We start from the raw sequence: 14,433 nt of genomic DNA, 5'->3' as shown, positions 1-14,433 counted from the left end.
CCACCCGAAAGAGTTCTCGACGATGACAACCGATTCGCCGGCTGCGGCCGCACCCTCGCGCCCCTCGCTGCCCGTCCGCATCGGGCGCATCGCGTTCCTCGTCCTCGCCGGCGTCGTCGTCGTCGCGGTCGCCGCCGCCTTCTTCCTCACGTGGACGATCCAGCGCTCCTTCCCGCAGACCGACGGCTCGGTCGAGCTCACCGGGCTGGCGTCCGAGGTCACCGTGCAGCGCGACGAGCGCGGCATCCCCACCATCACGGCGGACACGACGCATGATCTGTTCTACGCCGAGGGATTCGTGCACGCGCAGGACCGGTTCTTCGAGATGGACTTCCGCCGCCATGTGACGTCCGGCCGCGTGGCCGAGATGTTCGGGGAGTCCCAGGTGGGCACCGACTCCTTCCTCCGCACCCTCGGCTGGCGCGAGGTCGCCGAAGCCGAGGTCGAGGCGATGGACGACACCACCCGCGGCTACTACGAGTCCTACGCCGATGGGGTCAACGCGTACCTCGCCTCGCGCTCCGGCGCCGAGCTCTCCCTCGAGTACGCGGTCCTCGGTCTGCAGAACGCCGACTACTCGCCCGAGCCGTGGACCCCCGCCGACTCGGTCGCCTGGCTCAAGGCGATGGCGTGGGACCTCCGCACCAACGTCGAGGACGAGACGGAGCGGGCGCTGCTCGCCTCCCAGCTCGCCGACGGATCCGCGACCGACGCCGAGGTGTCGTCGGCTCTCGATCAGCTCTACCCGCCGTATCCCTTCGACGAGAACCCGGTGATCGTGCCCAAGATCTCGACGGTGCCCGCGGTGGGGACGGACGCGGATGCCGTCGCCTACACCTCCGACGGCGCCGACGACGAGGTGCAGCGGGCGAGCACGACGATCGAGTGGCAGCAGGCGTCCGACGTGATCGAGGCCGCCAGCCTCCTCGTCGGCGACGTGGGCGAGGGCATCGGCTCGAACTCGTGGGTGGTGTCGGGCTCCCTCACCGAGAGCGGCCTCCCGCTGCTCTCGAACGATCCCCACCTCGGCTCGGCGCTCCCCTCGGTCTGGTACCAGGTGCAGCTCAAGTGCACCGAGGTCACCGACAGCTGCCCCTTCGACGTCGGCGGCTTCTCGTTCTCCGGACTCCCCGGCATCGTGATCGGGCACAACCAGCAGGTCGCGTGGGGCTTCACCAACCTGACCACGGATGTCACCGACCTGTACATCGAGAAGATCGACGGCGATCAGTACTGGCGCGACGGCGCCCTCGTGCCCCTCGAGGAGCGCACCGAGACGATCAAGGTCGCGGGCGGAGACGACGTCACCCTGAAGATCCGCTCCACCGTGCACGGACCGATCATCTCCGGGCTGGTCGACGACTTCACCGCCCTCGCCGACGACCCCGACCCCGCTCTGAGCGCGGGCGGCGCCGCGGCATCCGCCCCGTCGAGCGAGACCGAGTACGCCGTCAGCCTGCGCTGGACCGCCCTCGACCCCGGCACGGCTTCGATCGCGATCTTCGCCCTCTCGACCGCGAAGGACTTCGACGACTTCCGTCGTGCGGCATCGCTGTTCGACGTGCCGGCGCAGAACCTCATCTACGCCGACACCGAGGGCAACATCGGCTACCAGGCCCCCGGCCGCCTGCCGATCCGCGGGGCCGGAGACGGATGGATGCCGCAGCCAGGCTGGGACAGCGCCTACGACTGGACCGGATTCATCCCGTTCGAGGAGCTGCCGGTGTCGTACAACCCGAGCTCGGGGTACATCGTCACGGCCAACAACGCGATCGTCACCGACGACTACGCGCACTTCCTCACCAAGGACTGGGACTACGGCTACCGGGCGGGCCGCATCGCGCATCTGATCGAGCGACGAGCCGCTGAGGGCCCGCTGTCGGCTGCCGACATGCGCGACATCCAGATGGACAACGAGATGTGGATCGCGAAGAGCCTGACGGCCGCGATCGCCGACGTCGACGTGAAGGGAGCGGGTCCGAAGAAGGCGGTGGCGCTGCTGGACGACTGGGACGCCCAGAACGACGCCACCTCCGCCGCCGCCGCGTACGCGAACGTGCTGTGGTCGAACCTCGTGCAGAACATCTTCGGCGAGCGTGAGCAGCCGCTGCCGATCGACGGCCAGGGGCGCCTGTTCACCGTCGTCGCCGCCCTGCTCGACGACCCCGCGGACCCGCTGTGGACGAACCCTCAGCTGAAGGTCGACGGCATGGACGAGATGCTGGCCCTCTCCGCCGAGGAGGCCTACGACGAGCTCGCCGGGCTGCAGGGCGACGACGTCTCCCGGTGGAACTGGGGCGACCTGCACGCGCTCAGCCTCGCCACCTCCACGTTCGGCTCCTCCGGCATCGCCCCGATCGAGTGGCTCTTCAACCGCGGGCCCTACCCCGTCGGCGGCGGAGGGTCCGTCGTGAACGCGACCGGCTGGAAGCTCGGCACCTCCTACGCCACGACCACCGTGCCGTCGATGCGCATGGTGATCGACCTCTCCGACTTCGACTCCTCGACGTGGATCCACCTGACCGGAGCATCCGGCCATGCCTTCGACGCGCACTACACCGACCAGACCGCCGACTGGGCCGCAGGTGTGCAGAAGCCCTGGGCCTTCTCCCCGAAGGCGGTGGATGCCGCGACCGTGAACACCCTCGTGCTCACCCCGGCCGGCTGACCTGCACCGTAAGGGCGGGGCGTTCTTCGGGGCGCGGTCCCCTGCACGCGGGTGCGGCTCAGACGGACGCCGCAGCGGAGTCGGATGCGACGGCAGCACGACGGGCGATGACCCAGGTTCCCGTCGCCGCAGCGAGGAAGATCACGGCCAGCATCGCCCACCCCGCGAAGCCGAAGGTGATCGCCGTGGCGTTCACCACGAGCGGAGCCGCGAGCGATCCGAGCGAGAACCCCATCCCGAACACGCCCTGGTACGCCCCCGCGCGCTTCGGGTCGGCGAGCTCGAAGCTGAGCCCCCAGCCGCCCGCCTGGGAGAGGATCTCCGCGAACGTGTAGGCCACGGTCGCGGCGACCAGCAGCAGGATCGCCACCCACGCCGGCACGCCCGCCGCCAGCGCGTAGACGAGGCAGGCGGCGACGATCAGGCCGCCCGCGATCAGGGTGACACGGCCGGCCGTGCGCAGGTCGTGGGTTCCACGCGACGCCCGCACCTGGAACATCACCACCAGGACGGTGTTCACGATCAGCAGCACGGCGAACGTCACCTCCGGGGCGGCGGTCTCGCGAGTGATCCACAGGGGCACGCCGACCTCGAAGACGCCGAACTGCATCGCGAAGACACCCGTCAAGACGGTCAGCGCCAGGTACCGCGGGTTGCGCCAGGGAGAGCGTCGGCTCCAGTCCGTGCGCTCGGCGAGGGCGGCGGCCGCGGCATCCGTGTCGATCGAACCGGTGGCGGTGACCGAGGGCGGCGGGGTCGCGCGCGCCGGCGCATCGACCTCGGCCGTCAGCCGCAGCAGCGGCAGGGAGCCGACCGCGCACAGCAGTCCCGCCCCCACGATCACGATCCGGTAGGCCTCGGCCGTTCCCAGCGCGAGCGCGAACGCGCCGATGGCAGATCCCACGGCGATCGACACGTTGGTGACGGTGCGCAGCACGGCACGGGCGTGCACCCTCCGCTCGGCTTGGAATCCCCTGGCGATGATCGCCGACCGCGCCGAGTACCCCATCGAGTCGAAGAAGCCGGAGAGCGACGCCAGCAGCAGGGCCGAGGTGAAGTCGCCCGCGAACGCGTAGGCGGCGAGCAGCAGACCGCCGAGAGCCTCGAACACGAAGGTGAGCCGACGGGCGCTCCAGCGGTCGGCCGACCATCCGCCGAGGAAGGACGCCACGACACCGCATCCGCTCGACACCGCGAGGACGATCGCCGCCTCGCCCGCGCTCAGACCGACGATCTGCGTGAAGAAGAGGACGGTGACCGCGAGGAAGACGCCGCGGCCGATGCGAGACACGGCCACCGCCGTGACGAGGGCGCGGAGCACGGGATCGCTGAGGCTGTGGGCGATGCGGGCGGCGAGGCCCTTGGCCCCCTCCGCCGTCTGCACCTGGTCGGCGTCTGGGCTGGAGGAGGGCACGATTCATCCTCGCACGGAGGGCGGGCGACCCCGCCGTTCCGGCCTGCGCCTTGTACATCTCCCCGTGCGCGGGGAGGGGCCTTCGGGTGCGGGAGGGCCTGCCGGGTCGTCGAGGGCGATCCGCGTCGGCTAGCGTGGATGGGTGCCGAATCGCCTTCTCGCTCCTCAGGACGTTCCGGCACTGCTCGCCGAGTTCGAGCACGGAGGCGCGACCCTGATCACCGAGACCTTCGGGACCGGAGAGCGCACCTTCATCCTGCTGCACGGCATCGGCATGGGGCGCAGCGTCTACCTCGACGTGGTGCAGCGGCTGCGCGGGCGGGTCATCGCGGTCGACCTCCCCGGTTTCGGCGAGGCGCCCGAGCCCACGCGCACCCTCACCATGGAACGGCACGCCGATCTCGTCGCCGCCTACCTCCGCCACTCCGACGAGGCTCCGGTCGTCGTCATCGGACACTCGATGGGCAGCCAGATCGCCGCTGAGCTCGCGGCCCGGCATCCGTCCCTCGTGTCCGGCGTGGTGCTGGCGGGTCCGACGGTCGACAGCGCCTCACGCAGCATCCGCGCCCAGGCCTCGTACCTGCTGCGCGACCTGCTCGGCGAACGGCCCGTCGTGCTCTGGCGCGGTGCCCGCGAGTACCTTCGCGGGGGACCGAACCTGCTGCGGAAGATCCGGGCCACCATCGTGCACGAGCCCGAGAAGGCCTACGCGCGCATCGACCGCCCGACCCTCGTGCTGCGCGGCGAGCACGACCCGCTCGCGCCGATGAGCTGGTGCCAGCAGATCCTCACGCACATCCCGGGCGCAGAGCTCGAGGTGATCCCCGACCACGGCCACGGCACGCTCATCAGCGACGCCGGCCCCGCGGCATCCTTCATCCAGCGCTTCGCCGACCGGCTCTGATCCGGTGCGGTCCGGTGCAGTCCGGTCCGGGCGGGGGCTGATCCCGGTCTGAGACCGGCCTGGTCCCGGTCCGAGATCGGTCCGGTGCGAGCGTGATGTGGTTCGGTGCGCCAGAACTCCGGAGAACTATCGGCATTCTCGGTCGTGGCAGCCGTCAACGGGCGGCGGGACTGCGAATCTCCGGAGTTCTGGAGAACCGACGTGGGGGCACAACCCGAGCTTGGATGAGCGGCGGGTGGCAGGGCATGGGTCGAGCAGAATGGACGCGTCGCTGCCAGCCGCAGGCCGAGGCGCCAGAACTCCGGAGAAGGGGGAGGTTCGCCGCCCCTCAGCCGGAGCGAGGTTTGCCCCGCCCAGATCTCCGGAGTTTCGGCACCGACGCGGTGCCTCGCCACCGAGGCCCGAACGCGACGATCACCGCCCGGATCGCCTCGCGAACCTCGCCCTGTCTGGTGAAGATGTCCATCGCCGGTACTCGGATGCTGACGTATCCCAGACGGGCCGCCCCCAGATCCCGCGCACGATCTCGCATCTGCTGATCCCAGCCCTGATGGAATTCGCGGCTGTCGCACTCGATGATGAGCCAGCCCTCCACGACGAAGTCCGCTCGGCCGACCTCCTGTATCTCGACCTGCATCTCGAATCGGACACCCAACGTTCGCAGGATCAGTTTCATGAAGGATTCGGGACCGGACTCGGCGATGCCGTCTACGAGTGCGAGCAGGGGCCGGTATCTCTCCGGGAGCCCCTGGAAGATGGATACGAGATGCTCTCGCGTCAACAGCCGATGATGAAGCACGCTGTCAAGCGTCGCGATCGCCGCCCGCGGCGCCTGGCACCGAATGGACTGCCGCACTGCATCGTCGATCGATACGGCATGCGGGAGACCGACGTCATCGCAGGCTACCCAATGAAGGACTGCGTCTGGGGGTCGCCGATCGCGGCTCCGCGAAAGGTGAGGGCGCACCTGGATGTGCACCCCTGTGGCTTCGAGTACGAAGATCCCGAGCAGGCGGAGGAGGGATACGCAGGAGATCCGGCCACCGACGTGGAGCGCGGTCTGCACGTCTTCGGGCACATCTCCTACCGCGTAGACCCCGTTCCTGATCCGGGTGAGTCGACCACCGCGTACCGCCCGGGTGATCGCGTGCGTGGACAGCCCGGCCTCGCGCAGGTCATTGCGGCTGAGGATCTGGATCCGGTGAAGCTCGCGCAGGCGGTCGAGCATTCTCTTCTTCTCAGGCATTCGGCAAGACTGCCGAATGCCTGAGGCGCGGTGATCCGTTTCGTGGTCCTGTGGAGAGACCTGGGGCGAACCCAGGATTGTGGACGAAAGGTTCATCCGCCAGAAGTCCGGACATCTGCACGCGAAGACCGCTGCACAAGGACACGCGTGCCGGTCAGCGTAGATTCTCCGGAGTTCTGGCACGCACCCGAGGCCGAAGACAAGGTCCGAAGTCCTCCGGCGGATCGGCTGGCCCGCCGAATCGGCCCGCCGGATCCACACGCACGGATGGACCGCGGTCGGATCGGCCGGTGCCAGATCGGCCGGCCTGCCTGGCCGGCCCGGGAACGGCTACCCGGCGCCGGGCGGAGTCTGCTTCGAGTCGGCGAGCTCGTCGACGACGAGGTGACGCTGGTCGATCGATCCGTTGCGGTACGCCTGGCGACCGACCATGTGCGCCGACAGGGGTGCGGTCGCGAACTGCATCAGCACGATGGGCGCCACGAGCACGAGGCCGAGGAGGATGCCGCCCACGGAGCGCTGCGACAGCGCGATCGCGATGCAGATCAGCAGCAGGCCGAGCACCTGCGGCTTGGTCGCCGCGTGCAACCGCGACGGCACATCGCGGAAGCGGAGGAGGCCGACCGCCGCCGACAGGCACAGCAGCGCCCCGAGCAGGATCAGCACGAGGACCGCCACGTCGATGACGGCATCCGGGATCATGAGACCGAACACGTTCATGGTGTCGTGTTGTCCCTTCTCGCGACGAAGCGGGCGACGGCGATGGAGCCAAACACCCCGATCGCGGCGATGATCAGCAGCACGGGGATGCTGCGGGTGTGTCCGTTGATGGCCATCTCGGCGCCGAGCACGCACATCACCTCGGTGAGGAGCACATCGGACGCGACGGCGCGGTCGAGGATCGAGGGGCCTCTGACGATGCGGATGACGGTGAGCACGGCCGCGACGCCGAACACGACCATGATGACTGCGAGCAGGATGCTCATCGCGAGGCCTCCGCCCTTTCGTCCTCTTTCAGCGCACGATACTGCGCCGGGTCGCCGAGCGCACGGACGATCCGCTTCTCCCACAGGAGCACGCCGGCCCTCTGCTTCTCGACGTCGGCCATGCTGCGCACGCCGATCACGTGCAGGTAGAGGATGCGGCGGTCGCGATCGGCCTCGACCACGAGAGACCCGGGGACCAGCGATGACGCGACGGCGACGTGCGTCATCATGAGGTCGTCGGAGTAGCGCAGCTGCACGGCGATGATCGCGGTGCCCGGCTGCCGGCGGAAGTCGAACACCTGCACGGCCACGGAGAGCGCGCCCCGCAGCACGGCGAACAGGAACTGCACGCCGAGGGTCACGGCGTACCAGACGTTGATGCGGCCGGAGAGCTCCACCGTCGGCAGGCGGAAGACACGGGTCACGAAGATCGCGACGACGAGACCGGTGACGAACGACAGCAGCGTGAACTGCGCCCACAGCAGCATCCAGAGCACGACGAGCCAGGCGAGGAACGGCAGCTGCACGCCGAGGTCTCGCCAGAAGTGCCGGCCGCTGTCGGGGCTCATCCGTCGACCTCGTCTTCCAGCTGCACGAGGCTCACCGGCTGCAGCAGCGCTTCGCCGATGCGGTCGCAGAGGGCGTAGAGGGGGCCGGCGAACACGGTCAGGGACACCGTGACGGCGACCATCCCCGCCGTCGCCACGGTCATGATCGCGGGGATGCGGCGGCGCTCCTGCTGCTCATCGGCGGCGGGGGCGTTGCCCAGGTGCGAGATGCGGCCCTCGGTCTCGGTGGAGTCCTCCTCCTCGCGCCAGAAGGCGAGGTTCCACGCGCGCATCAGGGCGTAGAGCGTGAGCAGCGAGGTCACGATGCCGCCGACGATCAGCACGATCATGAGCGGGGTCCCCACGGATGCCGCAGCCTCGAACAGCGCGAACTTGCCGATGAATCCGGAGAACGGCGGCAGACCGCCGAGGTTGATCGCGGGGATGAAGTAGAGCACGGCGATCACCGGCGCGATCTTGAGCAGCCCCTTCACCCGCAGGATCGACGTGCTGCCCGCTCGACGCTCGACGAGGCCGACCGCGAGGAACAGGGTCGTCTGCACGATGATGTGGTGGACGATGTAGTACACCGTCGCCCCGATCGCCGCGGGGGTCGCTATCGCGAGTCCGAAGATCATGTACCCGACGTGGCTGACCAGCGTGAAGGACAGGATCCTCTTGAGCTCGGCCTGCGCCACCGCACCGAGCACGCCGACGATCATGGTCGCGAGGGCGATGATCAGCAGCAGCGTGTTGATGCTGTTGTCGGCGAACAGCTGCGTCTCGGTGCGGATCAGCGCGTACACGCCGACCTTCGTCAGCAGGCCCGCGAAGACGGCGGTGACCGGGGCGGGCGCCGTCGGGTAGGAGTCGGGGAGCCAGAACGACACGGGGAAGATCGCGGCCTTGATGCCGAAGGCGATCACGAGCATGAGGTGCAGGACGAGCTGCGTCTCCTGCGGGAGCTCCGTCATCCGCTCGGCGATCTGCGCCATGTTCACGGTGCCGAGGGCTCCGTAGATCATCGCGATCGACGCGAGGAAGAGGATCGACGACACGAGCGACACGACGATGTAGACGGCGCCGGTGCGGATGCGCGATTCGGTGCTCCCGAGCGTGATGAGCACGTACGACGCGACGAGCAGGATCTCGAATCCCACGTAGAGGTTGAAGAGGTCGCCGGCGATGAAGGCGTTGAAGATGCCCGCCGCGAGGATCAGATACGAGGGGTTGAAGATCGAGATCGGGGTCTCTTCGGCGCCGTCGGCGACACCCTGGCCGATCGAGAACAGGAGCACGGCGAGCAGCACGATGCTCGACACCAGCACGAGCAGGGCGGCGAGCCGATCGACGTACAGCACGATGCCGAACGGCACCGGCCAGCCGCCCACCGAGACCGCGAGCGGACTGCCCGCATCGACCGCGACGAGCAGGACGGCGGCGATCACCGAGACGACGACGAGGGTCACGACCGTGACGATCGACTGCACGCGGGCGTTGCGTCCGAAGATCAGGGTCACCGCCGCGCCGAGCAGCGGAAGGGCGACGAGGAGGGGGATGAGGGCGGTCACGTGCGGTCTCCCCCATCGTCGGATGCCGTCGGCCGGTCGACCGGGGCCTCATCGTCGATTGCGGGGTGATCGCGCATGTGCAGCACCGTGATCGGGGCGGTCTGCACGCCGACGAAGTCGGTGGTGACGTCGTCGTCGGTGTAGTCGCCCTCGTCGTCGCCCATGAGGTCTTCCTCGGCATCCGTGCGTCCGCGGATGGCGATGTCGTCTTCGTCGTCCTCGACCGTGTCGGCCTGCCCCAGCTGCCAGGAGCGGTAGATCAGAGCGAGCAGGAACGCGGAGACGGCGAAGGTGATGACGATGGCGGTGAGGGTCAGCGCCTGCGGCAGCGGGTCGCTCATCTCCCCCTCCGTGCCGAAGAACGGCGCGTTGCCCGGCACTCCCATGACGATCAGCAGCAGCAGGTTCGTCGCGTTGCCGAGCAGCAGGAAGCCGATGAGCACGCGGGTCAGGCTGCGCTCGAGCATGGCGTAGACGCCGCACGCGAACAGCACGGCCATGATGACGATGAGGGTCAGCGAGACATCCATCAGATGTTCACCCCTCTCTCGCGCATCTCCTGCGTCTGCCTGTCGACCTCGGCGCCGAGGCTGCGCAGCACATCGAGCACCAGGCCGATCACCACGAGGTACACGCCGATGTCGAAGATCGTCGAGGTGACGAACTCCATGTGTCCGAGACCGGGGATCTCCCACTCCCAGAACGTGCTGGTGAGCGGGGAGAGGCCGAAGAACAGCGGCACGACGGCGGTGCCGACGGCCAGCACGAGTCCCGCCCCGAGGAGGCGTCCGGCATCCGTCGGCGCAGCCGCACCCAGCTCCCAGCGCCCGCCGGCGATGTACCGCATCACGAGCGCCATGCCGGCGACGAGGCCTCCGGCGAACCCGCCGCCCGGGAGGTTGTGGCCGGAGAACAGCAGGAAGATCGACACGACGATGATCGTGTGGAACAGCACGCGGACGATGACCTCGAGCAGGATCGACCGGTTCTCCGGTTTCATCTTCGACCCGCTCACGAGCCAGGCACGCGGGCTGCTGCGGTTCTCGGAGGTCTGGAAGCGCACACCCTCCGTGGTCTCCACGAGCGGCCGACCCCGCGTCGCCCGCCGCGCGGACCTCGGGAGGGTCTTGGTCGCCGCGAGCAGATCGGCGCGATGCGTGACGAAGACGAGGGATGCGACGCCCGTCGCGGCGAGCACGAGCACGGACAGCTCGCCCATCGTGTCCCATCCGCGGAGGTCGACCAGCGCGACGTTGACCACGTTCTTGCCGTGCCCCAGCTCGTAGGCGAGCTTCGGGAACATCGCGGAGATCGGCTCGGCGACCCTGGACTGTGTGGCCACGACGGCGACCAGCGCCATCGTCACGCCCACGCCGATCCCGAGCAGCGCCCTCGGGATGCGGCCGACGGAGGCGTTGTGCTCGCCCATCCGCGCGGGAAGCCTCCGCAGCACCAGCGCGAACGTGACCATCGTCACCGTCTCGACGAGCACCTGCGTGAGGGCGAGATCGGGGGCGCCGCTGGTCGCGAAGAGGGCGACCATGCCCAACCCGGTCACCGAGACGAGGACGACGCCGGTGTAGCGCTTCTGCGCGCGCACGGCGAAGATGCCCGCGACCGCCATGAGCGGGGCTGCGGCGATCTGCGCCGGAGTGTGCCACGCCGAGAGCTGGAACCGATCGATGTCGCTCGCCAGCAGCGCGGTGACCTCGGCGGCGACGAACACCACGAAGATCGTTCCGACGTAGACCGGCAGCGAGCCCCGCTGGGTCAGGGTCGTGCTGAGCACGGAGAGTCGGTCGATGCCGCGCATGGCGAGGTAGTAGGCGTCGGCGGCGGTGAACGGCAGCACGCGCGGCTTGCGATCCCAGCCGGTGCGGCGGGTGAGCAGGAACAGGCCGATGCCGAGCAGGATCGTGAGGATCGAGATGCCGAGAGCCGGTTCGAATCCGTGCCAGAGGGCGAGATGACCCGGTCCTTCGACGGCCTCCCCCGCGTGATCGAGACCGGGGGTCGCGGTGACGGCGTACCCCTGCAGCGCGACGTCGAGCGCCGGGGCGCCGATGCCGGCGGCGAGGGTGAGCCCGGCGAGGATGATGGGCGCCGCGAGGAAGCCAACGGGCGGATCCGGCCATGCCGTCTCCGGCATCCGGTCTCCGCGCTGATCGCGCTTCGTGAAGAACGCGCCCCAGAGGAAGCGCGTGCCATATGCCGCGGTCAGCATGGACCCGACGGCGATGCCGATGATCGCGACCAGACCCCACGGCGAGCCGCCCTGGGCGTCGTCGAGGAGGGCCGTGAGAGTCGACTCCTTGGCGACGAATCCGATCGTCGGCGCGATGCCTGCCATGGACGCCACCGAGATGAACGCGGTCGCCGCGAGGATCGGGGCCTGTCTGCCCACGCCGGAGAGCTCGGTGATGTCACGGGTGGAGAGCTGGCGGTCGATGATCCCGACGATGAGGAAGAGCGCCGACTTGAACAGCGCATGGCCGATCACCAGGGCGAGGCCGGCGAGGGCCGACGCCTGCGTGCCGTATCCGACGACGACCGCGAAGAAGCCGAGCTGGCTGACGGTGCCGAAGGCGAGGATGCGCTTGAGGTCGGTCTCGCGCAGGGCCTGGATGCCGCCGAGCAGCATCGTGAAGACGCCGAGAGAGATGACGATGGGGCGCCACGGCCCGCTGAACGCGAAGATCGGGGCGAACCGGGCGATCAGGTAGATGCCGGCCTTCACCATCGCGGCCGCGTGCAGGTACGCGCTGACCGGCGTCGGGGCCGCCATCGCTCCCGGGAGCCAGAAGTGGAACGGGAACAGCGCCGACTTGCTGATCGCACCGATCAGCAGCATCACGATCGCGGCATCCACGATCGGTCCCGTCGGCGCCAGGGCGAGGATCTCACGGATGCTCGAGGTACCGGCGTCGACGACGAGGAGGACCACGCCGACGAACATGACCAGGCCGCCGAGGGTGGTGACCAGCAGAGCCTGCAGGGCGGCGCGTCGGCTGGCCGCTCGGCGGCGGTAGTGGCCGATGAGGAGGTACGAGAGGATGCTCGTCACCTCCCAGAACATCACGAGCATGACGAGGTCGTCGGTGAGGACGAGTCCGTACATCGCGCCGGCGAAGCCGAGCAGGACGCCGGCGAACTGGCCGATCCCCGCGGAGTCGTCGTGGAAGTACCAGCGGCAGTAGTAGAGCACCAGCGCGCCGACGCCGGTGACGATGAGAGTCAGGACCCAGCCGAGGACGTCCATGTGCATGGACATGTTCAGCCCGAGCTGCGGGATCCAGGACACGGTCTCGAAGGGCGAGTCGCCCGTGTCGAGGACCTGCGGCGTGAGCACGAGGGCATGGATGAATGCCGCGGCGGGAATGAGCGCGGCGACGATGAACGCGCGCGCGCCGATCCAGCGCACGAGAACGGGCATCAGGAGCGATCCGAGGAGGAACACACCGAGGAGGGTCAACATGATCGTGGCTCCCTCTGGGCTCGTCGGCCTTGCGGCACTGGCGGGCGGGTGTCCGTCCAGTTTACCTGGGTGAAAGGTGTGAGCGTGCGAGAGTTGTCCCATGCGACGCGCCTGGACCCGTGAGCTTCTCGGCTGGTTCGCCGCGCTCGGCGTATCGATCGCCGTCGCCGGACAGGTCGCGGCATCCGCTCGTTCCGAGCTCCTCTTCCGCGACGGGGACTCGCTGATCGTCGCGATGTTCGCCCGATCCGCTCTCGCCGGAGGACCGCTCGACTGGGCCATGTCGAGTGTGCTGTTCCTCCCGGAGTCCGGCGTGTTCGCGGGTGTCGACGGCCTGCTGCCGCTCGATCTCGACGGTCTGCTCGCCGTGAACGCGGTCGTGAATCTGCTCGCCCTGTACGGCGTGATCCGTCTCGCGGCCGGCCGCAGACACGAGGGGAGCGCCCCTGTCGCGTGGTCCCTGGTCGCCCTGTGCGCCTTCGGGGTGCTGGCCGCGACGGAGACCTCCGCGTCGAGGGACGCCCTGGAGCTCGCCTCGTTGCAGCTCACGACGACCTACTACTCCTCGACCGTGGTCGCGGTCATCGCCGTCATCGGTCTGATGCGACGCGCGCTCGATCGCCCCGGGTTCGTCTGCGTCGTCGCAGTCGCTCCGATCGCCGCCGTCGCGACGCTGACGAATCCGCTCTTCGCGGTGTGGGCGACGGTTCCGCTCACGGTGCTCCTGGCGATCGGGTTCTTCCGACCGCGGGCGAGGGGGCGGATGCTGCTCCTGCTCGCCGTGCTCGTCGGCGGCACGGCCCTCGGCTTCCTCGCTCGTATTCCGTTCTCGGCATGGATCGCGAACACCGGTGCGGGATACGCGCAGCCGGAGCTGTGGATGCAGTCGATCGGCTACTACGGCGGCCTGCTCGGCGACCGTCTCTCGACTCCGCTGGGCCTCCTCGGCGCGCTCGTCACCGCCGCTCTCATCGTGCTCGCCGTGCTCAGGACCGTCCGCGCCTCCACCGACGCGGAGAGGTTCGTCGCGGCGGCGGGATGGATGCTGCCGCTGCTCGTCACGCTCGGTGCGATCGCGCTCGGCACCCACGCGGCGCGGTACCTCCAGCCCATCGCGTTCGCCCCGCTGCTCGCTCTCGTCGCCGCACCCCGCGCCCTGCGCCTGCCGGAGCGGCCCGCGCGCCAGGCGGCCGCCGTCGCCTCGATCGTTCTGCTCGTGGCCGGCGGCCTCAGCATCCCTCGGCTTACCGCGGCCGCGCAGGCGCCCGATTCCGACCTCACCTGCGTGACCGACTGGGTGAACGCCTCGGGACGGACCGGCGCCGGTCAGTTCTGGACCGTCCGGCTGCCGAAGGCGCACCTCGACGACCCTGCGCAGCTGGTGCAGGTCGACAACAGGCTGAACGCGTACGCCTGGCTGGTGAACCGCACCGACTTCGCGGTGGGCGAGGTCTCGTTCCTCGTCGAGGATGCGCAGAGCGTGCAGTGGGAACTGCCGACGCCGGCCGTGCCGCAGAGCGTCGTGCCGTGCGGCCGCTACCGCATCCTCGACTACGGCTCCACGACGCTCCCGCTCGGCCCGCCGCACAGCTGAAGCCGGCACCGGGGCGCTTCGTCTCGG

11 protein-coding genes are annotated in these 14,433 nt (G+C 69.3%); 3 read left to right on the top strand and 8 right to left on the bottom strand.

Features of this window, described 5'->3' with window-relative positions; translation table 11 throughout:
• Window positions 1–22: 22 nt before the first annotated feature.
• On the top strand, window positions 23–2,668 hold the full coding sequence (locus CQ047_RS06590; RefSeq protein WP_105673486.1) for a penicillin acylase family protein: 2,646 nt from the start codon (window positions 23–25) through the stop codon (window positions 2,666–2,668).
• 58 nt (window positions 2,669–2,726) lie between these two features.
• Here the strand turns inward: CQ047_RS06590 and CQ047_RS06585 are convergent, their stop codons facing one another.
• Window positions 2,727–4,082, bottom strand: a complete 1,356-nt coding sequence (locus CQ047_RS06585; protein WP_258132510.1) for an MFS transporter — start codon at window positions 4,080–4,082, stop codon at window positions 2,727–2,729.
• Window positions 4,083–4,224: 142 nt separating this feature from the next.
• On the opposite strand from CQ047_RS06585, the gene CQ047_RS06580 reads away from it, so the two are divergent.
• Window positions 4,225–4,986 (top strand): alpha/beta fold hydrolase, encoded by a 762-nt coding sequence (locus CQ047_RS06580; RefSeq protein ID WP_105673484.1) that lies wholly within the window; start codon window positions 4,225–4,227, stop codon window positions 4,984–4,986.
• Between the two features lie 328 nt (window positions 4,987–5,314).
• Here the strand turns inward: CQ047_RS06580 and CQ047_RS06575 are convergent, their stop codons facing one another.
• The 7 genes from CQ047_RS06575 to CQ047_RS06545 all read right to left on the bottom strand — a co-directional run bounded on the left by CQ047_RS06575 (window position 5,315) and on the right by CQ047_RS06545 (window position 12,812).
• Window positions 5,315–6,232, bottom strand: coding sequence for a type IV toxin-antitoxin system AbiEi family antitoxin domain-containing protein (locus CQ047_RS06575; protein ID WP_181155851.1), 918 nt, complete (start codon window positions 6,230–6,232; stop codon window positions 5,315–5,317).
• Between the two features lie 330 nt (window positions 6,233–6,562).
• Window positions 6,563–6,952, bottom strand: a complete 390-nt coding sequence (gene mnhG, locus CQ047_RS06570; protein WP_105673481.1) for a monovalent cation/H(+) antiporter subunit G — start codon at window positions 6,950–6,952, stop codon at window positions 6,563–6,565.
• Entirely contained in the window at window positions 6,949–7,218 is a 270-nt protein-coding gene (locus tag CQ047_RS06565; protein WP_105673480.1) for a monovalent cation/H+ antiporter complex subunit F, read from the bottom strand. Before CQ047_RS06565 ends, mnhG begins: the two co-directional genes overlap by 4 nt.
• Window positions 7,215–7,787, bottom strand: a complete 573-nt coding sequence (locus CQ047_RS06560; protein ID WP_105673479.1) for a Na+/H+ antiporter subunit E — start codon at window positions 7,785–7,787, stop codon at window positions 7,215–7,217. The genes CQ047_RS06565 and CQ047_RS06560 overlap by 4 nt, the downstream gene beginning before the upstream one ends.
• Entirely contained in the window at window positions 7,784–9,337 is a 1,554-nt protein-coding gene (locus tag CQ047_RS06555; RefSeq protein ID WP_105673478.1) for a Na+/H+ antiporter subunit D, read from the bottom strand. The genes CQ047_RS06560 and CQ047_RS06555 overlap by 4 nt, the downstream gene beginning before the upstream one ends.
• On the bottom strand, window positions 9,334–9,867 hold the full coding sequence (locus tag CQ047_RS06550; protein WP_105673477.1) for a Na(+)/H(+) antiporter subunit C: 534 nt from the start codon (window positions 9,865–9,867) through the stop codon (window positions 9,334–9,336). The genes CQ047_RS06555 and CQ047_RS06550 overlap by 4 nt, the downstream gene beginning before the upstream one ends.
• Window positions 9,867–12,812 (bottom strand): Na+/H+ antiporter subunit A, encoded by a 2,946-nt coding sequence (locus CQ047_RS06545; RefSeq protein ID WP_105673476.1) that lies wholly within the window; start codon window positions 12,810–12,812, stop codon window positions 9,867–9,869. The genes CQ047_RS06550 and CQ047_RS06545 overlap by 1 nt, the downstream gene beginning before the upstream one ends.
• A gap of 100 nt (window positions 12,813–12,912) precedes the next feature.
• Between CQ047_RS06545 and CQ047_RS06540 the strand changes: the two genes are divergently transcribed.
• Window positions 12,913–14,406 (top strand): hypothetical protein, encoded by a 1,494-nt coding sequence (locus tag CQ047_RS06540; RefSeq protein WP_105673475.1) that lies wholly within the window; start codon window positions 12,913–12,915, stop codon window positions 14,404–14,406.
• Window positions 14,407–14,433: the final 27 nt, after the last annotated feature.

Source organism: Microbacterium sp. MYb72 (assembly GCF_002979415.1).
GTDB lineage: Bacteria > Actinomycetota > Actinomycetes > Actinomycetales > Microbacteriaceae > Microbacterium > Microbacterium natoriense.
Note: the sequence above shows the minus strand (reverse complement) of the source record. Positions and strands in the feature narration are given on the sequence as shown.